The following is a 22,182-nucleotide window of genomic DNA, read 5'->3' as shown; positions in this document are numbered from 1 at the left end:
ACGCGCTGACCTTGACGCGCTCAGCGCTCGACGATCTCCGTGACAGCCTCCAGAACCTCCCCGAGCTCCTGTCGCTGCTCCAGGCTGGAGCCCAACGCAGCCACCAGAAAGCCTTGGCCTGCCGCGTGAAAGAGCTGAGCGCCGATGCTCAGCCCGTTGCGATCGACCAAGAGCAGCGAACGCGCGTCACCGAAGGGCAGCAGCTCGCTGGCCCGATGATGCAGCTCCGCAACGTGGGCGGAGAGCACGGCCAGCGCCTCATGATAGGTTTCGACACCGGCCGCGGCGAGCTGCAGGCCGCGCTCGTCCGCCAACACCACCGCATGGGCCGCCCCCGGCGCCACCAGCCGTGCGAGCTGCTGCTCGAGGGCGTTGGCGCGTGGTGCGGTGGCCGAAGTCGGTGAGGCCGTCAGCGGTCGGGGCGGCGCCGCATCGTCCACCGTGAGGCCAGCGGCCAAGAGCCGGGCCTCGGCGCGGCGCAGCGCCTGGCTGCGCGCTTCAGCCGTGGCCAGCTCGGTCTGCGCCCGCTCGAGCTGCTGCTTGAGGCCAACGTTTTCGCGGGCGTGCTCCTCCATCTCGCCGAGCTGCTGCTGCATCATGCGCGCCTGGACCAGCATGTGGCGCTGCTTGCCACGAAGTTGCTCGACCTCGTCGGCCGGAACGCTGGAGGCGCGGAGCTGCGCGAGCTGCTGCGTCAGCTCGGCGTGCTCGTTCTGGAGCTGCTCGAGGCGCTGAGCGTCGTTGGCCGCGCCACGCAGCGCCGCGCGCGCCTCCGCTGCTTTCAGGTCTTCCTGCAGCTTCGCCGCTCGCGCCTGCCCCTCGGCGCTCGCCCGCTGCGCGGCGCTGACGGCCTCCTGTAGGGCGCCCCGCTGCGCCTCCAGCTCCACCTCGAGGTCCTGGCGGCGCCGCTCGTTTCGCTCGGCCTCGGCCAACGCCTGCTCGGCTCGACGCCGCGCCTGCGCGAACTCCTTCGCCTGCTGCTCCTGCGCGCCATGCGCGCGCTCGGCCTCACCGCCAAGCCGCTGCAGCTCGGCCTGCAGCCTGGCGGTCTCCTCTGCCTTGCGTTTGACCTCGACCCGCGCCTGTTTGGCTTCGTCTACCTGGCGCTGCAGCTCGACCCGCGCCTGTTTGGCTTCGTCGCCGCGCGCTGCCGAGGTCTCCTCTTGCTGCACCAGGGCGGCCCGCAGGCGCGCCAGCTCGCGCTGCGCCTCGCTCGTCGCTGCTTGGTGCTGCCCAGCGACGGCGTCGCGCTCCGCCTGCAATCGATCCCGCGCCTCTTGCGCCGCCTGGACCCCGGAGCGCGCACGCGCCAGCTCGCGCTCGAGGCGGTCGCGCTCCGCAGCGGGCGGCCCGGGCTCGGCGGCGGCAGCGGGATCGTCGGCGGGCAGGCCGCCGCCACGACGCAGGGCGCGCGTCAGATAGCCGCCCGCGTAAAAGAGCGCTGCACCGGCGACCGAGGCTGCAGCTACAGTCTGGGTGATATCCATGGACCTTCCTTCAGACCTGCCTTCAGACCCGCCGCTACTGCACTCTCTGCCGCGCTCTCTACTGCCACCGCAGCTCGACGCGGCGATTGCGAGCCCACGCCGCTGGCGTCGACGCGGCGTCCACCGGCTCGCTGGCCCCCAGGGCCTCCAGCGTCAGACGGTCGCGCGCCACGCCCAGTTGCACCAGCGCGGCCGCGACGGACTGCGCGCGGCGCTGACTCAGCCGCAGATTGGCCTCTGTCGTGCCACGAGCATCGGCGTGGCTGCGGCACAGCAGCCGCAGGTCGTCCGAGGCGCGCATCGTCGCGGCGACGGCCCGCAGGGTCTGCCGCATCGGCCTGGTCAACCCTGCGGCGCCCGTCCCGAAGAGCAGCACCGGCAGGCCTTCGGAGACGACCGCCGCCGGCGCGACCGCCGGCGCGACCGCCGGCGCAACCGCCGGCGCGCCGGCGGGAGTCAAACCCTCCTCGCTTGCCGATGGCCCCTCAGGCAGCCGCGTCGCAGCTCGTTTCGGGTCGTCGCGCAGCACGGCGGCCAGCCTCCCGGGCGCCGGCAGCCGGGACCGGGCCAGGTCGTCCTCGCGCTGCATGGCCGGACCGAGCACCACTATCAGCAGCGCGAGATCCGCGAAGCCGAAGCCAAGCACGGCGCTCAGGGCAGCTTGCTGAGTCTTTCTCGTCGGCAACAGCATGTCACAGGACTTTGAGCAGCTCCTCGGAACGCTTGCGGGCCTCCATGAAGATGAGGCCAAGCTTCACGCGCGAGGTCGTGAGGACCAAGAGCACCTCGTGCTCGGTGATCGCGTTGACGAAGACATACCCTTCCTTCGCCTTGACGAAGGTTTGCTCCAGGCCCGACTTGACGACCTCGTTGGCGATCTGCTCGCCGGCGCCGAGGAGCGTGGCGGCCATCGCCGAGATCATCTCCTCGTTGAGCTCCGCGGGGAGCATCGAGGCGACGACGAAGCCGTCGGAGGTGAGAATCGCGGACCCGATGATATCCGCCGACGAGTGGCCGAGGTTGCGCAGCACGCCGTTCATTTGCTCGACTTTGGTCACGACTGCCATGGTGTCTCCCGCTCCCCCCCGCTATGGGGCATCAACTTGGGTGTTCTCGAACCGTGATCCAGCCCGCGGCGCTCAGGCGCCGGGCGCGTCGTTGGTCATGCTGTTGGTCAGATCGACGGTAACCTCGCAGATGCCTTCACCCGCGGCGTTGCACTTACTCTCGAAGGCCCGCACCCGACTGCCGAGAAAGCTCTCGACGATTCCCGCCACGAAGCCGGTCTCGAAGTGGCAGATGCGCTTGCCGATGCTGTCCATCCCGGCGCAGGTCAGGCACTCCTCGAGCCCGAGGATGATGGCCTTATCACTCAGCTCGCGCGGCTGGAGGATGCCCATCCGCATGTCGCGGACGAAGCCGATGACTGCACGCAGGTAGTCGTCGAGGCTCTCCTGCTTCAGCAGCTTGCCTGCCTCGCGGCCGAGCTCGCGGCCACCGTTTTGGAACACCAGCGTCGCCCGCCTACCGAGCAGCTGGGCGACGTAGTCCGCCGTGAAGTGACGAAAGGCCCGAAAGAGCACCAGCGGGACGTCCTCTCCGGTCTGCGGCCGACAGATTTTCGAGATTTGTTCGATCTTCGTCTGCTCTTGAGACATTGAGCGCTCCTCCAGCGGCGACGTGCGGCGGCCCCTCCCGGGGGCCGGCCTGATGCCTGCTTAGCCTTCCTCATCGACCGGTGCGGGCGATGATTAAGGCGCGCGGGGATTTCGCAGCACGAAGGAATGAAGGAGGGGGTGGGAGCAACGACGGCGGGGTGGGCGCTGCCGCATGCCGGCGCTCGTCGAGCACGCGCGCGCGGCAACGCGGGCCCGGCGCTTCAGCTTTCGAGGGTAACCGGGGCGACGGCCGCGCTCAGCGCAGCGTCCGCTTCAAACGGCGCGCTCGCGGGCGCCTCGCTCTGGTCGGGGAAGTAGACGATCCGCTGGCAGTTGGGGCACTGCTCCAGCGTCTCGGCGCGCTGCAGGATGTTGTAGAGCTGCGGTGGCAGATGCATGCGACACCCGCCGCAGACCCCCTCCCGTGCAGCCGCGAGACCGAGGCCACCACGCTGGCGGCGAATCTGCTCGTACTTGCGGACGACGGTCTTGCTGACGCGCGTCGCGAGGGCGGCGCGCTCGCCGCGGCGACCGGCGACCTGCTGCTCGAGCGCCGCCATCTGGGTGGCGGTGGCCTGCTCCTCCTCGCCGAAGTGCGTCCGCAACCCCTCCAGCTCTTGTTCGTGGCGCAAGACGGATTCCTGGGTTTGATCGATCGCGCCGGTGAGCTTGGCCAACTCGAGCTCGCGCTCGTTGATCAGCCGCCGACTGGACTCGAACTCCCGCTGCACCGCCATGTATTCGCGCGAGGTCTTGACCTGGGTCAGCTTCGCCTTGGTCTTGTTGAGTTGATCTTGATCGCGCTGAAGGCTCTGCTCGAGCTCGCCGCGGTAGCGCTGCACGTCCTCGAGCTGCTTGCGCTCGCGGACCAGCAGGGCGTCGACGCTCTCGACGTCGTGCTTCAGCTCCTGCAAACGCAAAGGCAGTGCCTGAAGGGCCTTGTCGGTCTCCTGCAGCTCGAGGTCAACCCCCTGCAGCTCTTCCAGTAACTTCAGCTCCTCGCGCAATGATCGGCTCCCCTCGCAGCCACCGTCTCGCCAGCACTGGCCAGCACGGTGGGCCCACCTGGATTCGAACCAGGGACCAACCGGTTATGAGCCGGTGGCTCTAACCGCTGAGCTATGGGCCCTGAGCCCTATTCGAAACCTGCCCCGGTCGACGACCACCGCCGAAGGCGACGGCCGACCAAGAACGGCGACAATCTGTCGCGCCTTCCGGCGAATGTCAACGCCAGCCGCCGCGCCCAGCGCGGGCTCCGGCCACCCCCGACCGAGGCGCAACAACGACCCGCCAGCGGATCTTTACCAGTGGGCTGCATCAATTGTCGACGAAGCTCTTGAGCTGGCGTGAGCGCGAGGGATGGCGCAGCTTACGCAGCGCCTTGGCCTCGATCTGCCGAATGCGTTCACGCGTAACCTCGAAGTCCTGGCCGACCTCTTCGAGGGTGTGGTCGGACTTCTCGCCGATGCCGAAGCGCATCCGCAGAACCTTCTCCTCGCGCGGCGTCAACGTCGCCAGCACCTTCCGCGTCTGGTCGGCGAGGTTCATGTTGATCACCGCCTCGGAGGGGCTGACAACGCTCTTATCCTCAATGAAGTCACCAAGGTGCGAGTCCTCCTCCTCGCCGATGGGCGTCTCCAGCGAGATCGGCTCCTTGGCGATCTTCAACACCTTGCGCACCTTATCGAGGGGCAGCTCCATCTTGTCGGCGATCTCCTCGGGCATCGGCTCGCGCCCCAGCTCTTGCACCAGATAGCGGCTGGTGCGCACGAGCTTGTTGATCGTCTCGATCATATGGACAGGGATGCGGATGGTCCGCGCCTGGTCCGCGATCGCACGGGTGATCGCCTGCCGAATCCACCAGGTCGCGTAGGTCGAGAACTTATAGCCGCGCTTGTACTCGAACTTGTCGACCGCCTTCATCAGCCCGATGTTGCCTTCCTGGATCAGGTCGAGGAACTGCAGCCCGCGGTTCGTGTACTTCTTCGCGATGCTGACCACCAGGCGCAGATTGGCCTCCACCAGCTCGCCCTTGGCCTTCTCGGCCATGCGCTCGCCCTCGGCGATCTCCTGGTAGGTGCGCCGCAGGTCCTCGACGGAGAGGTCCGCGACCTCCTCGACCTCTTTGACCTCGCGCTGCGACTCCTTCATCTGCCGGTCCATCTCGACGAGGTCGTTGGCCGTGAAGCCGAGCTTCTTCATGATGCGGCGCTCGTCCTTCGGTGAACGTCGCATCTCGAGCAGCGTTCGTCGGACCTCGCTCGTCGTCATGCCTGTCTTCTCAGCGATCTCGCGCATCTGCAGCTCGCTCTTCTCGATGCGAGCCACCAGCTCCTTGAGTCGCGCGACGATCTGTTCGATCTGCTTCTTGTTGATCCGCAGGTCCGAGAGCAGATCGAACATCTCCTCGCGATTGGCGTCGATCGCCTGCTGCTGCTTGCTCCGCCGGGTGTCGCTGACCCGCTTATCCCCGAGCTTCTCTTGCAGCCGCACGCACTCGCGATCGAGTCGACGGACCTTCTCGATCACCTTGACCACGCGCTCGACGTGCCAGGCCTCGTCGAACTCGACATCCTCCTCATCAAAGCCACACACGACATCCTTGACACACAGCTTACCCTTCTTCAACGCATCGCCCATGCGCAGGATCTCCTGCACCGCGATCGGCGAGTTCAGCACCACCTGCAGCACGCGGCGCTCCCCCTCTTCGATGCGCTTGGCGATCTCGACCTCACCCTCACGGGTGAGCAGCGAGACAGATCCCATCTTGCGCAGGTACATGCGCACGGGATCGTTCGTCTTGGAGTAGGCGGCGTCCTCTTCCTCCTCCTTCTCCTCGACCTCCTTGACCGGCGCGGCAGCGCTCTTGGCGCGGGCCGCCGGTGCGTCTACGACCTCGATCCCCTGCTCCCCGAGCACCTCGAGCCACTCATCGATCTGTTCGGGCGAGCTCATGCTCTCCGGCAGGTGGTCGTTCACCTCTTCGTAGGTCAGATAGCCCTTCTGCTTGCCCATCGCGATGAGGCGCTCGCGCTGCTCGTCGGCGCTCTGACCGGCGACGACGGCGCGCACCTCGGGCTCGTCGTCGTCGAAGATCTCGAGCAGCTCTTCGCCGATCGCCGGCCCTCCCGCGGCCGACACCCCGTTGCCCGAGGCGCTGGACTTCGAGGCCCCACCGCGGCGGGTAGCCCGGGGTGGCGGCTTGAGGTCGTCATCGTCGTCGTCTTCTTCTTCGCCGTCGTGGTCGCCGGCCTCGGGCATGCGCGCGCTGACCGCAGGGTTCTCCTGCGCCGCGGCCCGGCCTCTGGATCGCCGTGCCCCCTTCGCCGGTGGCGCGGGCGACTCCGCGCTCTTTGCGGCCGGCGCCTTGGCACGCGCGGCAGGCGCTTTGCGCGCCACGCCAGCGCCAGCCGCTTTGCTGGATTTCTTCGTTCCCTGCTGCTCACTGCGTTTCATGGATCTCTTGCTCCACCTCGACGAGCTCGCGAATCAGGCCCCAGACCGTCTCGGCCTGGTGCTCCTCGCGCGCTCGCCTGATGCGCGACTGAGCGCCGGTCAGCCTGATCAGCCGCCGCTTGTCCTGCGCCGCTGCCTCCCCGTCGCCAATTCGCTGCTGTTCGGCGCGCGCGATCCGCTGCTTGATCGCCGCGAGGATCCGATCGGCTCGCCGCGCCGCCATCGAGGCCACACAGTCATCGAAAGCCTTGGTTGCATCGCCGTCCGCGAGATAATCCTTCGCCGACGCGGCTGACGCTACGGCGTCACGCATCGCCAGCGGCACGGCGCGAAGCAGCTCCACCACGTCGATCCGTCCGCTCCCATCGCGCGGGGCCGCCTCCGCGGCCGCATAGGTAGCCCGCAACTGCTCGTTTGTCAAAAGGAACGGCAGTCCAGCGTCCTGCACCCGCGGCAGCAGAAGCGGATTCCCGAGCAACAATTTGAGCAGCTCCAGGTCGGAGGGATCCGGCGCGAGGTCGGAGGGATCCAGCGCGGCTCCCGCGGCTTCCGCGTACTGCGGGCGCCCGTCCGCTCGCACCCCGACCAGCGTCGACGCTCGGTGCGCGGGCTGCGCGCGGCCGCCATGGGGCGAGGTCGCCTCGCCTCCGGCCTCGCGCACGGCGCGCAGGACCACGCCGCGCTCGAGCCGCGCCGCGAAGCTGAGCCGATCGACATAGAGGTCCTGGGCCACCCTGCTGGGCAGCAGGGCGATGATCGGCGCCACCTCTTCCAGCAGGCGCGCCCGCCCGGGGATCGAGTCGTCGACCGTCTTGCGCAGCTCGTCGATCAAGTAGTCTACGGCGGGCACCGCGGCGTCCAAGACCTGCTGCATTGCCTCGCGGCCGCGCTGCCGCAATAAACTGTCCGGATCGTCGCCGGCGGCCATGACGCCGATCTTGGCCTCCAGGCGGCCCTCCAACAGACTGCGAACGGCCTTGCGCGCCGCCGCTCGCCCGGCCTCGTCGCCATCGAAGACAGCGATCACCGCAGGCGCGAAGCGACCGAGCAGGCGCACCTGCTGCGTCGTCAGGGCTGTGCCCATCGGCGCCACCGCCGAACAAAACCCATGCTGGTAGAGCTGAATCACATCGAAGTTGCCCTCGACGAGCAGCGACTGGCCGCCACGGCGAATCGCGGGCGCCGCCTGCGCCAGGCCATAGAGCACCTCGCCCTTGCGATAGACCACGGTCTCGGGGGTGTTGAGGTACTTGGGTCCCGTGTCGGCGCGTGGCGCACCTGAAGGGTCGTCGCGAACGATCAGCCGACCACCGAAGCCCAGAACCTCGTCGCCCGGGGCGACCACCGGAAAGATGATGCGGTTCCAGAAGCGGTCACGGAAGCCCTCGCCGCCCTTACGACGGACGACTAAGCCGAGCGCTTCGGCGAGCTCGAGCGCCACGCCGGCCTCGGGGAGCTTCTGCGCCAGGAGGCTGCCGCCCGCCGGCGCGTAGCCGAGCTGGAACGCCTCGGCGGTCGGCGCGTCGATCCCGCGTTGCTCGAGGTAGGCGCGCGCGGGTTCGCCGCCCGTCGCCCGCAGGCAGCGGCCGTAGAGCGCAGCCACCCGCGCGTTGAGCGCGCGCGCTTGCTCGCGTTCGCTACGCTGCCCCGCGCGGACGCGGGCGCGCGCTTCATCGGGCGCGGAGCCCCCTTCGCGCAGCACCTCGACCCCGGCGCGGCGACCGAGATCCTCGATCACCTCGGCAAAGGACCGGCCTTCGATCTGCATCAAGAAGGCGATCACATCACCGCTGGTGTGACAGCCGAAGCAGTGAAAGAAGCCGCGCACCGGGTTGACGTTGAACGAGGGCGTCTTCTCCTCGTGAAAGGGGCAGAGGCCTTTGAAGCTCGCGCCGGCCCGCTTGAGCTGAACGTGGCGCCCGACGACCTCGACGAGGTCGGTGCGGTCGCGAATCTGCGCGACGACGTCTTCGGCAATCCGGCTCACCACGTGCGCCACACCCCGAGGTCAAGCACCAACGTCAAAAGACCACGTCAAGAACCACGTCAACAGACGTCAAGAACCAGCTAGGTCCAGAGCCGACAGCGACGCATTTCCAGCTAAACGACCGTGTGTAGCACCCAAGCCTTGCTTGTCAACCACGCTCGCTGGCCGCCTCACGAGCGGTGATCGCGGCGGGACGCGGACCGAGCAGCACGTCGCCGGCGAGCACCCGCCGCTCACCTCCTTGCCCGTCGCACAAGCGCAGCGCGCCGTCCGGATCGACACCCGTCAAGACACCCGCCACTGGGCCACTTGGCGTGTGCACGACGACGGACTCCCCGAGGCCTGCGGCGGCGGCGGTCCACTGCCGCAGCACAGGACCGAGCTCGGCGCGTAGCGCCGCCTCCAAGGGCGGCTCCAACGCGCGGAGGACAGCAGCCAGCACGGTGGCGCGACCCACCGGCGCGCCGTGCTCGCGCCGCAGCGAGGTCGCGGTGGCACTCAACGGGTCGGGGAAGTCTAGTTGATTGACGTTGATCCCGATGCCCACCACCGCATGCCGCACCTCCTGCGGGTCCGCCGCCAGCTCGACCAGCACCCCAGCCAGCTTCTTGCCCTCACAGAGCAGGTCGTTGGGCCACTTCAAGCGGGGTGGAGTTGGCAACCACCGTGCCAAGGCCTGTGCCAGGCCCACACCGACAGCCAGACTGAGGGGCGGAATCGCGGGCGGACGCCAAGACGGCCGAAGCAGCAGCGAAAGCGTGAGATTCGTGCCGGGGGCGGCCTGCCAGCTGCGCCCGCGCCGCCCGCGCCCTTGCAGCTGCGACTCGGCAACAACCACCGTCCCTGCCGGCGCACCCTCCTGCGCCAGTCGTGTCAACACATCGTTGGTGCTCGTAACCTCGACGTGGTGGTGGTACTGGCGACCGAGCCACCGCGTTCCGAGGCGAGACCTCACGCTCGCCGCCTCGAGCGCATCATCCGTCGCGCAGTCCGTCGCGCTGTCCGTCGCGCAGTCCGTCGCGCAGTCCGTCGCGCAGTCCGTCGCGCAGTCCGTCGCGCTGTCCGTCGCGCTGTCCGTCGCGCTGTCCGTCGCCGCGCCCTGACTGCTCATCGGAAGAGCGCCCGATGCAAGGTCGCGCTGACCACGTTGCAGGCGGCGTGAAAGAGCGTGCTCGCGCCTATCGTTCCACTGACCGATCGCAACCAGCCGAAGGCCAGCGCGGGAAAAAACACCGCTAGCCGCAAGGGGTTGAGGTCCACGACCAGATGCGCGAGCGCAAAGAGGAGCGCGTTGACGAACAGCGCCTGGCCGACCGCGCCGCCCCCCGGCCGCCAACGCGCCGGCCAGCGCCGATCCAGCCGTGTCTGCAGGAATCCACGAAAGAAATATTCCTCAGGCAACGCCACGACGACGAGCTGCTCGAAGAAGGCCTGAGCAAGCGCGGCTGCCGGCTGCCAGCGCGCCCGCGCCCAGGCGCCGACGAAGCGCGGACAAAGTCGCCGATAGACCGTCGGCATTCCAATGCCCAAGCGCCCGGCAAGGCGGCCGCAGACCAGCCGATAGTAGACGACGAGTCCGCCGGCGAAGGCCGGGAAACAGAGCAGCGAGGCGAGCGCGAACCAGCCCAGCGCCGGCCGCCAGGGCCGCCAGGTCAAGCCATAGGGCGCGAAGCTCTCGCCGCCGCGCGTCAGCAGCTCGGTCGGTACGAAGAGGAAGAGCGCCGCGACGATGAGCTGGAGGTTGTCGCGCAGCAGCGGCACGAACGCACCGAGTTGCGCAGTAGCTACGCAGGCGCCGACGACCGCGCCATAGACCAGCAGCGTCGAGGCGAGCGGCGCCCTCGGCCCCCGGCCAGCGCCTCGCGCTGCTCTGGCTCTGGCTCGCGGCCGTCCATCGCGCGGAGCATAGCATCGCCGCACCGGCGAGCGCGCGCGCTGGCGCCTGGCTGTGCTACCCTGCGCCATCTCGCGTCGCGGCCCAAGGGGCGCCGCCGAGTCCACGATGGCCACCGTCTTCGTCGAGCAACTCGCCCTCCCCGCCTCAATCGGCGTCTGGCCGGAAGAGCGGCAGCGCCAGCAGTTGATCAGCCTGGACATCGAAGTGACCGTCGGCGACGCCGAGCTCGCCGCCGCCGCGGCCAGTCAGCGCCTGCGCGACGCGCTCGACTACCGCACGATCGCCGAGCTCGCCGAACGCGTCGTCGCCCTGCGCCACTACCCGCTCGTCGAGAGCCTGGCCCATGAGCTCGCGCACGCGATGCTGGGGCTGCCGGGCGTCCAGCGCGCGCGCATCCGGCTGCGCAAGCTGCACTGCGTTGCGCACGCGCACGCCGCCGGCGTCGAGGTGAGCTGTACTGCCGACACCGATGATGCGGCCTGCGAGGCGATCGGCCCGGACGCCGTGGCAACGACACTGGCGCCGATCGTTATCGCCGGCGGCGGCGTTGCAGGGCTCAGCGCGGCGCTCTGGTGTTGGCGCCTCGGGCAGCCCGCGCTGCTGGTCGATCCGGCCGAGCAGCTCGGTGGGCAGCTGCTGCTGGCGACCGAGCCATTGCCGGACCTGCCCGCCCACGCGCCGCTGGCGGGCCCCGTGCTCGCGCGGCAGCTGCGGCGCCAATTCGTTGCGCACGGTGGCCGCTGGCTGCGCGCGCGCGTGCAGCGCATCGACCGAGCCCTCGCGGGGTCCGGGGGGCTGCGACTGGCGCTGCGACTGGCGCCGGACGGCGGCGCGCTGACCCTCGACTGCCGAGCCCTGATCCTCGCCACGGGCCTGCGGCGCCGCCCCCTGTCGGCGCCCGGCGCCGTCGAGCTGCTCGATCGGGGCGTGCTGACCAGGCTGCCCCCCGATCCGGCCACCTTGCGGGAACAGGCGATCGTGATCGTCGGTGGCGGTGACACCGCCTGCGACGCCGCGCTCGCTCTGCTGCCGGTCGCGGCCTCCGTGACGCTGGTGCACCGCGGCGGGCAGCTCTCCGCCCGCCACCCACTGCGGCAAGCCGTGCTCGAGCGCCCAGCCATCGCCGTGCTGACGAGGGCCGAGGTCGCGCGCCTCCATGGAGCGGCGCACTTGCAGGCCGTCGAGCTGCGCGATGGCCGGATGCTGCCGGCGCCCTGGCTCTTGGTGGCGATCGGCTGGCAGCCCAACAACGAGGGGCTTCCCAACGCTTGGCTCGATGCGCACGGCTTCGTGCGCTCTGACCACGAGCTGCGCGTGGTCGGCGAGTCCTCGGCGTTCGTGGCCGGTGACCTCCGCCATCCGGCCGCCGCATCCTTCGCGGCTGCCGCGGGCGACGGCGCCTGCGCGGCGAAGAGCGCCGTGCGGCGGCTCGAGGCCGACGACCCAGCCGCAGCCGAGCACTGATCAGTCCGTAAATCAGTCCGTGAATCAGTCCGTGAATCAGTCCGTGAATCAGTCCGTGAATCCATTGCTCGCCGGCGCGCGCGAGGCGCCAGCCGAAAATGCGCACGCGGCACCCGGCTCTCGCGGTAAGATCGCGGCCGCAATGGGTATGGGCCGCACGCTACCGTGAGCTTCTCAACCGTCAACTGGCTGCTGATCGTCGTCGGCTATCTGCTGGCGTTCTTCACCAGCATGCACATCGTGCTCCAGCGTCGCGAGCCCACGGCGACCATGGCCTGGATCCTCGGCATTGTCCTGATTCCCTACCTCGGCGTGCTGATCTATGTGCTGATCGGCCGCCGCCGCCTCAATCGGCAGCTCCGCCGGCGGCGAGCGCAGGCGACCGCGATCGAGCCGCGACTGGCGAGCGCCTTGGTCGACGACGAGGATCGCCTCACCGGCGAACAGCGACCGATGCTCGCCCGCGCCGAGGTCAACATCCTGGCGCGCCTGAGCAGCCGCGTCGGCTGCCGCTGGCCCACCGTCGGCAACCTGGTCACGCTGATCGTCGATGCCGAGCAGACCTACGCCGCGCTCGAGCAGGCGATCGAGGCGGCTCAGCAGCACATCCATTTCCAGTTCTACATCTTCCAGCCCGACGATACGGGTCGCCGCTTTCGCGAGTTGTTGGTTCGCAAGGCGCGCGCTGGCGTGCAGGTGCGCGTGCTGACCGACGGCGTCGGCAGCTGGGGCATCGAGGACTTCCTTCAGCCCCTCGTCCAGGTCGGAGGCCAGCACGCCCAATTCCAACCGGTCGGACGACTCAGCCGGCATTGGCATCCGAACCTGCGCAACCACCGCAAGGTCGTCGTCGTCGACGGCGCGGTGGCCTTCGCCGGTGGCTGCAACATCGGCGACGAGTACACCGGTCGCCGGCGCCCGGCGAGCCATTGGCGCGACACGCATCTGCGCATCGAGGGGCCGGCGGTGACGCACGTGCAGGAGGTCTTCGCCGACGACTGGTTCTTCGCCGCGGGCGAGGAGCCGGACGAGCGCACCTGGTTCCCCGAGAACCCCGCCCGCGGGGAGGCGATGGTGCACATCGTCGCCAGCGGTCCCGACAGCGACACGCCGCCCATTCAGCGCATCTTCTTTGCTGCGGTCAGCGCGGCGACTGAGCGCATCTACCTCACCACGCCGTATTTCGCGCCCGATCAGGCGCTGCTGATGGCGCTCGAGACGGCGGCGATGCGTGGCGTCGACGTGCGCTTGTTGCTGCCGCAGAAATCCGACGCGCCGCTGATCCTGCACGCGGGACGCTCGTACTACCAGGAGCTGCTGCGCAGCGGCGTCCGGATCTATGAGTACGAGCGGGGAATCCTGCACGCCAAGACGATGGTCGTCGATCGCACCTGGGCGACGGTCGGCTCGGCCAATATGGACATGCGCAGCTTTCGCCTCAACTTCGAGATCAACGCGGCGATCTACGGCGCGGACTTCGCCGATCAGCTGACGGCCGTATTCGAGCGCGACCTCCGGCTGGCCCATGAGATCCGCAGCGAGGAGCTGCTCAACAAGCCGCCGCTGCAGCTCTTCGCGGAGAGCCTGGCGCGAATCCTCTCACCGATGCTCTGAGGGCGCGGCCGCGGGCCCTCGCGGCAGCCGATCCTCGCGCCGGCCCTGCTGCGCTGATCGCTGGCGCCATCGCCGCCGCAGCCGGCGGCCGAGCACGAGCAGCAAGACCGCGGCGCTCAGCAGGCGCCACACTAACCCCGCAGCCTGCCAGCGCCCCTGCGCGCGGCAACTGCAACCACCCTCGTCACCGCCACCGGCGCACTCGAGCTCGGCCGCGGGCACGAGACCGTCACAGTCGTTGTCCACGAGGTCACAGATCTCGTCCGCTCCGGGGAAGACCTGCGGATCACGATCGTTGCAGTCCCAGTGCGGGCACTGCGGCCCGACACCCGCGCCGTCGCCGTCCCGGTCACGGCAAAGCAGACAGCCCTCGTCGATCGATCCATCGCAGTTGTTGTCCACACCGTCGGCGCATAGCTCCGCCGCCCACCGATGGATGGCTCCATCCGTGTCATCGCAGTCGGCCTCGGCACAGGCCGCGCCCGTGCCCCAGCCGTCACCATCGCCGTCGCTGCAGGCGACGCCTGGACAGTCCTCGTCCACCGTCCCGTCGCAATCGTTGTCGATCCCGTCGCCGCAGACCTCGGCGGCCCAAGGATGAACTGCCGCCGCATCGTCACGGCAGTCCTCCACCCGGCAAGCACGGCCGACGCCCCAGCCATCGCCATCCGCGTCGCGGCAGTCGACGCCCGGACAGCCGTCATCGATCGTGCCGTCGCAGTCGTCGTCGAGGTCGTTGCCGCAGATCTCGGCCCGACCCGGCGCGCGATTCGGGTTGCGATCGTCGCAGTCGGGCTGTCCGATCACGTCGCGACCGACGCCCGCCCCATCACCGTCGCCGTCCAAGGCACCCGGACAGCCCTCATCGATCGTGCCGTCGCAGTCGTCGTCGAGGCTGTTGCCGCAGATCTCCGTCGCGCCGGCGTGGATGGCGAACGACTCATCATCGCAGTCCTGCCGTCGCGGACAGGCCTCGCCCACGCCGAAGCCATCGCCGTCGCGATCGACACAGGCGCGTCCAGGGCAACCGTCGTCGGCGATCCCGTTGCAGTTGTCGTCGTCCTCGTCACCGCAGCTCTCGCGCGCCGTGGGAAACACCCGCGCATTGCCATCGTCGCAGTCCTCGAGCACACAGCCCGGGCCGCGCCCCCAACCATCACCGTCGCTGTCGACACAGGCGACGCCGGGGCAGCCGTCGTCCGCCGTCAGATCGCAATCCTCATCAAAGCCGTTGCCACAGACCTCGTGCGCTCCAGGCCGGACCTCCGGATTGCCGTCGTCGCAGTCCGAGGGCCCGAGGCAGTCGGGCCCCACCCCGGCCCCATCGCCGTCCGCATCGCTGCAGCGCGCGTAGGGGTGGATCTGCGGGTTGGCGTCATTGCTGTCGGCCAGCGCACAGTCGGGACCGATGCCCCAACCGTCACCATCTCCATCACGACAGGCCACCCCTGGGCAGCCGTCGTCGACCGTCAGATCGCAGTCGTCGTCGATTCGATTGCCGCAGCGCTCGCGCGCGATCCCCGGATGGCGCAGCCGATCACCGTCGTCGCAGTCGGGCACCCCGGGGCACCCTGGTCCGACCCCCCAGCCATCGCCGTCGCGGTCGACACATAGCGAGCTGCTGGCCTCACCCTGCGAGGGACCCCAGGGATAGATGTTCGGGTCACCGTCGTTGGGATCTGCCACGACGCACGCCTCGCCGACTCCGAAACCATCGCCATCCGCGTCAACGCAGGCGACCCCCGGACAGCCGTCGTCCGCCGTCAAGTCGCAGTCCTGGTCGATGCCGTCGCCACAGAGCTCTGTGGCACCAGGACGCAGCGCCGCGTCCTGGTCATTACAGTCCGGCACACCCGTGCAACCAGGGCCCACGCCGACGCCGTCGCGATCGCGGTCGATGCAACCCGCGTCGCTTCCCTGCTCACCACCTTGCTGCCCGGCGCCGCCCACGCGAAGCTCGATGGCCTGGCTGACGTTGTTGCCTTCATCGGGCTCGGCGACGAGCTGATCCGCGTCCAGGACGGCGAAGGAGCGATAGGTGCCCGGGGGCGTGCCCGTGCGCTGCAGCGAGAGCGCGACGCATTGATTTGGCGCCAGGCCGGTCAAGGCGCGCGTCTGATCGCCGGGCGCTCGGCCCCCCGACGCATCGTCGGTCGTCCGATCGCTGTAAAACAAGTCGACGAAAATTAGCGACGCCGTAGCGTCACCGCGATTGCAGACCTCGAGCTCGTAGCGCACCGTCGTCCCGTCGACCGTCGCGCGAAACGCACCCAGCGCCGGATCGGCGTTGTGCACGCCGTAGCGCAGCGGGCTGCTGAGGTTGTTCGTCTCGCGGCACTCGCTGACCACCAGCACGCCGCGATCGACCGCCGCCCAGGCCACCGCATTGCCGTTGGGGCGCTGGCCCGCGGCGTGCTCTACGTCTTTGCAAGAACCGACGGCCAGCCCCCCGAGGGGCTCGAAGACCGGGCCGGGGTCGCTCGGCGCCGGCGCCGACGCCCGGTTCGGCCAGAAAACGACGCGCGTTTGCCCCGAAGGCGCGGACCCGACGTTGCAGACCCGCGCCTTCAGCGTGACCGCCGCGCCGTCGCCCGTGCCGCTCAGCGCGCTCACCTGCAGATCGGGCCCGACGCAGATCTCCACCGGCCCGAGCAGGGATTGATCGCCGAGCCGGGCCCAGCTGCGGTAGACGCCCACCGGAACTGCCTCGCGCATAAAGCTGACGTCGGCGCAGGCGTCGACCGCGGCGGGCGGGGCGTCTTGCGTTACATCGGCTGTGGCCGCCGCCTCGGGCGCCATGGGGCTGTCGAAGAAGAGGCCGAGCTTCCCGCCAGACGCGGCGCAAAGCGTAAGCGTGTAGTGCACCGCGCTGCCGTCCGCGCTGCCACGCAACTCGGACGACCCGCTCTGGGCACGCGACGCCCCGGCCCACCCCAACAGCAACGCCAGGGTCACGCTTTCGCATAGACGAAGGCCGCGCCCCATCGTGCGCCGACCCTAGCGGGCGCCCCGAAACGGGTCAAGGCAGCTGCGGCCGGCAGCAGGCGACGCTGGGCCCCGGAGACAACCGACGAACCCCTTGCGCTCCGGCGCAGCGCCTCGATTGCGGCCCCGCATTGATCTGCGGTACGCGCGAAGGCTATGCTGGCCGCCGCGGAACCGACCACGGCCCGCGGAGCCAGCACCCATCGAGGCCCCCCTTGCCCTGCCGATCATCGAGCCACCCTTCAGCGAGCCACCCTTCAGCGAGCAATTCGTCGCGCTATTCGTCGAGCTATTCGGCGAAGTGGCGCGGCAGCAGCTCCACGCGCACGCGAAATCCTCGGCGCACGGCGATCCCTTGGAGCTGGGGCGCCGCCATCTTCGCGCTGGCGCTCCCGCTTGCGGCGGGGGCCGACAGACCCCTCGTGCTGCTGCTTCCGGTGGGCCAGGACGCTGCGCTGCTTCCCACCACGGAGGCCGCGCGCGCGCTCGCCACGCTGATCGAGCGCGGCGGCAGCGCCCTGCCCCGCTTGGTCTATCCGCCGCCGCAGGAGATCGCCGCGACCGGTGATCCGCAGGACGCGCGCCAGCACATGGACCAAGCCGTGGAGGCGTTCCAGGGGCTGGACTTCGACGCTGTTCGCCAGCATGTGACGGCGGCGCTCGAGGTCTTCCGGGCAGACGTGGCCGCTGGCAGCGCCGGCGAGGGCTACGTCGACGCGTTGCATCTGTTGGCGGCGACGGAGCTCTTCGACGGGCAGCAGGACGCCGCCGAGCGGGCGATGAATAACGCGATCCTCTTCGATCCGCGGCCGCCAGCGCAGGACCGCTTCAACCCGACGGTCCAGGAATTCCACAAGCAGGTCCTGCAGCAGCCCAAGGCCGACGGCCATCTCAGCGTCACGAGCAGCCCAGATGGCCTGCTCTGGCTCAACGGGCACCTCGTCGGCCCTGCCAGCGAGACGCGCGCCCTGCGCCCCGGTATGTATTGGGTCACCGTCTTTCGCCCTGGCCATGCGCCCTGGCGCGATTGGGTGCGCGTGGAGCCGGGCGAACCGCGGCAGCTCTCCGTCACGCTCGAGATCGACTCACTGCAAGCAGAGGCTCCCGTCGTGGCGAGCGCGCGTCGCCGCGAGGAGGGCCAGGTGCTGCCCGCGCCCGTCCGTGAGCTGCTGGCAAAGGAGGAGGCCTCGGAGCTGCTTGTCGTCGATGCCCGGCCGGGATGCAGCTCCCGCGCCTGCACCATCGTCGTCGGCTACGCCAGCGGCGGCCGCTGGAAGTCCGAGGTCTTCGCCCCCCTCGATCGGCCGCTCGCGGGCACCGCCACGCGCTTGTTGCACGGCACCCCGTGGTCCGCGGCCGGCGTTAAGCCGAGCACCCAGCCGCTCGGCGGGGCCCTGAAGACCTGCATCAGCGACGGCGAGTGCCCCCTCAACCTCCGCTGCCGCGGGGGCGTCTGCCGACGTGCCAACTCGATCACGCGTCGCTGGTGGTTCTGGACCGCGATCGGTGTCTCGGCAGCGGCCGTCGCCACCGGCATCGCGCTGCCCTTCGTGCTGCCGCAGAAGGTCACGATCGAGGTGCGCTAGATGGACCTATCAATCGCCGCGCTCGGACCGGCGCTCCATCCCTCACCGCTCCAGCTCTCGACCGTCAGCGGCGACTGTGTCGCGGACTTCACGCGCGCGGACGCGAGCCTCTGCCTCGACCCGACGCAAGCGAGCGCAGAGCAACCGCGCTTCGAGCTGGCCGGCCCGCGTGCGCTGAATTTCTTTCGCGGCCCCGACGTCACCGCGGCCATCGTCACCGTCGGCGGCCTCTGTCCGGGGATGAACAACGTCGTGCGCGAGCTGGTGTTGACGCTCTGGCACCGCTACGGCGTCCGGCGCATCTTCGGCGCGCGCTATGGCTTCCGCGGCTTGATGCCCGACACTCGCGAACCCCTGCAGCGGCTCGACCCCGGCGTCGTGCGGGACATTCACCTGCAGGGCGGCACGATGCTCGGTTCGTCGCGCGGTCCGCAGCCCGTCGCGCAGGTCGTCGATCTGCTGCAGCAACGCGCCATCGACATGGTCTTCTGCATCGGCGGCGACGGCGGGATGCAGGGCGCCCTGGCGATCGAGCAGGAGGTGCGGCGCCGCGCAGCGCCGATAGCGATCATCGGGGTGCCGAAGACCATCGACAACGACCTGCCCTACATTGAGCGCACCTTCGGCTTCGACACGGCGGTCTCGATCGCCAGCGTGGCGATTCGTGCGGCGCATGTCGAGGCGCGCAGCGCGCCGCGGGGCGTGGGCCTGGTGCGCCTGATGGGCCGCCACGCGGGGTTCATCGCCGCCGCCGCAACGCTGGCCTCGCGCGAGGCCAACCTGGTGCTGATCCCCGAGCTGCCCTTCACGCTCGAGGGTGAGCGCGGGCTATTGGCGTGGCTCTGGGAACGCCTCGACCGCCGCGGCCACGCCGTGATCGTCGTCGCCGAGGGCGCGGGCCAGGAGCACCTGGCGGGCGGCGCCGAGGCCGACGCTTCAGGCAACGCCAAGCTCGGTGACATCGGGACCTTCTTGCGCGATCAGATCCTCACCGCTGGCCGTTCCCGCGATGTCCAGCTCAAGTACATCGATCCGAGCTACATCATCCGCGCGGCGGCCGCGACCCCGAGCGACGCCATCTTCTGCGGTGACCTGGCCGAGTGCGCGGCCCACGCGGCGATGGCCGGCAAGACGGGCCTCGTGGTCGGGCTCTGGCTCAACCGGCTGACGCACCTCCCCCTGACCGTCGCCACCGCGGGTCGCAAGAGCATCTCCCTCGACGGCCCGTTCTGGCGCAGCGTCATCAACAGCACCGGCCAACCCTCCCAGCTCGCCTGACGCCCAGTCGCCCAGTCGCCCAGTCGCCCAGTCGCCCAGTCGCCCAGTCGCCCAGTCGCCCAGTCGCTCAGTCGCCCAGTCGCTCCGGTCGCGCAAACGCCGGGCACCCCGGCTGATCGCGCCGCGAGATCGTTTTTCGCTGCCGCGCGTAGACCCTTGCCAAGGGGGACACTGCCGATGAAACACGGATCCTTGCTGCGTCTGTCGTTCGCCACCACGCTGCTCACCCTCGCCATCGTGCTCGCGGCCGCCTGTGCCACTGCGGCGCCGCGCCTACAAAGCCGCCAAGGCCCCTACAGCGTGGAGCTCCTCGTCGATGGCCGCCCGGCACGAGTCTACGCGCACCGGGGCGAGAGCTACCTCCTCGGCCAGCGCGGTCGCCGCTACACGCTGCGCGTCCATAACAACTCCGGGCAGCGCGTCGAGGTCGTCGCCACCGTCGACGGGCGCGACGTGCTCGACGGGCGTTCCGGCAGCTTCGCCAAGCGTGGCTACCTGCTGCCCGCCTGGGGCTCGCTGACGATCGAGGGCTGGCGCCTCTCGCATCACGAGATCGCGGCGTTTCGCTTCTCGAGCGTGCGCAACTCCTATGCAGCGCGCACGGGCGATGCCTTGCAGGTTGGCGTGATCGGCGTAGCGTTCTTCCCCGAGCGCGTGCCTCCACCGCAGGTTTACCTCCCCTCTGCGGCAGAGGACAGCGGCGGGCTGAATCGCGCCCCCGCTCCCGCGCGGCGGCCGAGTCGGCAGAGCCTGTCGCGACCCGGCGCTGGCCGCGCGGCGGCCGAGTCGGCCAACAGTGACGTCTTCGAAGGCAAGAGCGCCCGCTCCCGATGGCGGCGAAGTGAGGAGCGCCCCGGTCTCGGCACGGCCTTCGGTGAGCGTCACTACGCGCCGGTCACCGACGTGCCCTTCGAGCGCGCCAGACGCGCCGTTCCGGATTGCCTGCTCGGCTTGCGCTACGATGACGAGCGCGGACTGCTGGCGCTTGGGGTCGAGCTGAGGCCATGGCGGCGCCCCTATGATGAGACGCAGCGCCGCCGCTATGCCTCGCCCTTCCCCGCGCAGCGCGGCTTCGCCGCCCCACCCGCTGGCTGGGACGATTAGGCCCGCCACCACGGGGGCGCGGCCTGAAGCAGCGCCGCTAGCCCTCCGGCTCGACGACGATCCTCGCGAGCTGCCCGCTCGCCAGCTCGCGCGCGCCCTCGCTGATGCGCGCCTCGAGGCTGATCGTACGCCCGCGCGCCGTCACCCTCGTGACCTTGACCTCGACCTTGATTCGGGCGCCCACCGCGAGCGGTGGACGATGGGTCAGGGTCAAGGAGAGCCCCACGCCCGCGCTGTGCAGGCCGGGCGGCAAGAGCGCCATCAGGCAACGCGAGGCGGCCTCGTCGATCCACTGCGCGGCGCGACCGAGCGCGAGCCCTGCCGGATGTTTCTCCGAGTTCGTCGCCAGGTCTCCGAGCTGCACCGTGGCCATCATGCGCTCGACCTGTCCCAGCGGCGGAACGGGCCACTCGAGCTCCGCCACCTCCGCCGCGGTTACAGCCGGCGAAAAGGTCACCTGAGCCGGCGCCTCCTCTGCGGTCCCCGGCATCGTCGGCACGGACGCCAGCTCGTCGATCGCAGGACCCGAGAGGCCGAGCGTCTGGTCGATGAAGTCGGCATAAGCGCCGCCCAAGGGTGCGGCGAAGCGGATCCCCATTCTGTTCGTGCCGCCGAGCGTGGACTCCCCGCGCACCTTACGGATCCAGCGCACGAGACCTGAGAAGGGGATGCGCTGCCCGTCGGGCAGCACCAGCGTGGCGCTCACCTCGCTCGCCTGCGGCGCTACGAAGTCGGAAGCGACACAGAGACCATGCCGCGAGAGGTCGATCGTCGCCGCGGCGAGGTGCGGATCGTGGTCGAAGACGACGCGCAGCTTGCGTCGCAGTCGGGGGCTGATCCGTTTGTCTGTCGTATAGCGCATCTGGGCGTCACCGCAGCAGGCGACTAGTGTAGTCGCGGATGGCGGGCGAGCGCCAACGTTTGTGAGGTGGCGGCGTCGGCGGGTGCTGCGTCGCACCCCCATTTGCAAGGGCGGACGCCCGGTGAACCTTGCCTAGTGAAAATCGCGTGCGCGTGCGGGCACCGCATCGTCGCCGAAGCGCTCGAAGCGCTGCGCCAGCACGGCTCGGGCAGCGCCATCGAGCTGCAGGCGTCCGCGCACCAGCAGCAGGCCCGAGAGCAGGATCAACGTCCGTTGGCGCTCGAAGAGCGCGAGCGGCACGGCTATGTCGACCAGGCCCGTTTCGTCCTCCAGCGCCATGAAGATCATCCGGCCGTTGCCCGGCCGCTGTCGCACCACGACCAGGCCCGCTACTGCCACGTTTGAACCCGGCCGCTGCGCTTCCAGCTCGGCGCTGGCGAGCACGCCGCGCTGCCGCAACCATGAGCGATGGAGCTGCAGCGGGTGTCCCTCGACGAAGCTCGCCGCGTGCGCATAATCGAGCTCTAGCTCGAGCGCCGCGGGCAGCGGGGCGAAGGCCACGGCGGCCTCACCGAGCTCGAGATTGGCCACCAGATCATTGCCGCCGAGCGCCGTCGCCTCCCAGATCGCGCGCCGCCGCTCGGGCTGCAGACCGCGCAACGCCCCCGCCAAGGCCAAGCTGACGAGCTGAGGTCGCGCCAGCGCACAGCGCGCGGCGAGCTCGCTGATCGAACGATAGGGCCCCCGATGACCGCGCTCGTCGACGATGCGCTGCGCGACGCTCGCGCCTAGGCCGCGCACGGC

17 protein-coding genes and 1 tRNA gene are annotated in these 22,182 nt (G+C 69.8%); 5 read left to right on the top strand and 13 right to left on the bottom strand.

What is annotated here, in order from left to right:
* Nucleotides 1-20 precede the first annotated feature (20 nt).
* The 10 genes from IPL40_04385 to IPL40_04340 form a co-directional block, all read right to left on the bottom strand.
* Nucleotides 21-1,487 (bottom strand): hypothetical protein, encoded by a 1,467-nt coding sequence (locus tag IPL40_04385; GenBank protein ID MBK8480402.1) that lies wholly within the window; start codon nt 1,485-1,487, stop codon nt 21-23.
* A 58-nt stretch (nt 1,488-1,545) separates the two neighbouring features.
* Entirely contained in the window at nt 1,546-2,172 is a 627-nt protein-coding gene (locus IPL40_04380; protein MBK8480401.1) for an OmpA family protein, read from the bottom strand.
* Nucleotides 2,173-2,179: 7 nt separating this feature from the next.
* Entirely contained in the window at nt 2,180-2,554 is a 375-nt protein-coding gene (locus tag IPL40_04375; GenBank protein MBK8480400.1) for a roadblock/LC7 domain-containing protein, read from the bottom strand.
* Nucleotides 2,555-2,626: 72 nt separating this feature from the next.
* On the bottom strand, nt 2,627-3,145 hold the full coding sequence (locus tag IPL40_04370; protein ID MBK8480399.1) for a 4-vinyl reductase: 519 nt from the start codon (nt 3,143-3,145) through the stop codon (nt 2,627-2,629).
* Between the two features lie 221 nt (nt 3,146-3,366).
* Complete coding sequence (locus IPL40_04365; GenBank protein MBK8480398.1) at nt 3,367-4,152, bottom strand: hypothetical protein; 786 nt, start codon at nt 4,150-4,152, stop codon at nt 3,367-3,369.
* Between the two features lie 49 nt (nt 4,153-4,201).
* Nucleotides 4,202-4,274, bottom strand: a tRNA-Ile gene (locus IPL40_04360).
* Nucleotides 4,275-4,462: 188 nt separating this feature from the next.
* Entirely contained in the window at nt 4,463-6,601 is a 2,139-nt protein-coding gene (gene rpoD, locus IPL40_04355) for an RNA polymerase sigma factor RpoD (GenBank protein ID MBK8480397.1), read from the bottom strand.
* A complete protein-coding gene (gene dnaG, locus IPL40_04350; protein MBK8480396.1) occupies nt 6,588-8,588 on the bottom strand; it encodes a DNA primase in 2,001 nt (666 codons plus the stop codon). The genes rpoD and dnaG overlap by 14 nt, the downstream gene beginning before the upstream one ends.
* Before the next feature lie 148 nt (nt 8,589-8,736).
* The gene (locus IPL40_04345; protein ID MBK8480395.1) at nt 8,737-9,699 is read right to left on the bottom strand and encodes a biotin--[acetyl-CoA-carboxylase] ligase; all 963 of its coding nucleotides are present in this window, start codon (nt 9,697-9,699) and stop codon (nt 8,737-8,739) included.
* Entirely contained in the window at nt 9,696-10,349 is a 654-nt protein-coding gene (locus tag IPL40_04340; protein ID MBK8480394.1) for a CPBP family intramembrane metalloprotease, read from the bottom strand. The genes IPL40_04345 and IPL40_04340 overlap by 4 nt, the downstream gene beginning before the upstream one ends.
* Before the next feature lie 241 nt (nt 10,350-10,590).
* Here IPL40_04340 and IPL40_04335 point away from each other — a divergent pair, with 241 nt between their 5' ends.
* Together IPL40_04335 and cls are read left to right on the top strand one after the other, a co-directional pair.
* Nucleotides 10,591-11,949, top strand: coding sequence for an FAD-dependent oxidoreductase (locus IPL40_04335; protein MBK8480393.1), 1,359 nt, complete (start codon nt 10,591-10,593; stop codon nt 11,947-11,949).
* Nucleotides 11,950-12,114: 165 nt separating this feature from the next.
* Complete coding sequence (gene cls / locus IPL40_04330) at nt 12,115-13,563, top strand: cardiolipin synthase (protein MBK8480392.1); 1,449 nt, start codon at nt 12,115-12,117, stop codon at nt 13,561-13,563.
* Here cls and IPL40_04325 read toward each other — a convergent pair.
* A complete protein-coding gene (locus IPL40_04325; protein MBK8480391.1) occupies nt 13,549-16,518 on the bottom strand; it encodes a hypothetical protein in 2,970 nt (989 codons plus the stop codon). The genes cls and IPL40_04325 overlap by 15 nt on opposite strands.
* Nucleotides 16,519-16,970: 452 nt before the next feature.
* On the opposite strand from IPL40_04325, the gene IPL40_04320 reads away from it, so the two are divergent.
* The 3 genes from IPL40_04320 to IPL40_04310 all read left to right on the top strand — a co-directional run bounded on the left by IPL40_04320 (nt 16,971) and on the right by IPL40_04310 (nt 20,516).
* Nucleotides 16,971-18,134 (top strand): PEGA domain-containing protein, encoded by a 1,164-nt coding sequence (locus tag IPL40_04320; protein ID MBK8480390.1) that lies wholly within the window; start codon nt 16,971-16,973, stop codon nt 18,132-18,134.
* Nucleotides 18,135-19,412 (top strand): ATP-dependent 6-phosphofructokinase, encoded by a 1,278-nt coding sequence (locus IPL40_04315; GenBank protein MBK8480389.1) that lies wholly within the window; start codon nt 18,135-18,137, stop codon nt 19,410-19,412.
* A 177-nt stretch (nt 19,413-19,589) separates the two neighbouring features.
* Nucleotides 19,590-20,516 carry a hypothetical protein gene (locus IPL40_04310; protein MBK8480388.1) on the top strand — a complete coding sequence of 309 codons (927 nt, stop codon included), beginning with the start codon at nt 19,590-19,592 and terminating at the stop codon, nt 20,514-20,516.
* A 37-nt stretch (nt 20,517-20,553) separates the two neighbouring features.
* Here the strand turns inward: IPL40_04310 and IPL40_04305 are convergent, their stop codons facing one another.
* Both IPL40_04305 and IPL40_04300 read right to left on the bottom strand, forming a co-directional pair.
* Nucleotides 20,554-21,378 carry a PilZ domain-containing protein gene (locus IPL40_04305; protein MBK8480387.1) on the bottom strand — a complete coding sequence of 275 codons (825 nt, stop codon included), beginning with the start codon at nt 21,376-21,378 and terminating at the stop codon, nt 20,554-20,556.
* A 132-nt stretch (nt 21,379-21,510) separates the two neighbouring features.
* Nucleotides 21,511-22,179, bottom strand: coding sequence for a hypothetical protein (locus IPL40_04300; protein ID MBK8480386.1), 669 nt, complete (start codon nt 22,177-22,179; stop codon nt 21,511-21,513).
* Nucleotides 22,180-22,182: the final 3 nt, after the last annotated feature.

The sequence above is a fragment of the Pseudomonadota bacterium genome (genome assembly GCA_016711215.1).
Taxonomy (GTDB): domain Bacteria; phylum Myxococcota_A; class Polyangia.
This window is presented reverse-complemented; position numbering and strand designations above follow the sequence as displayed.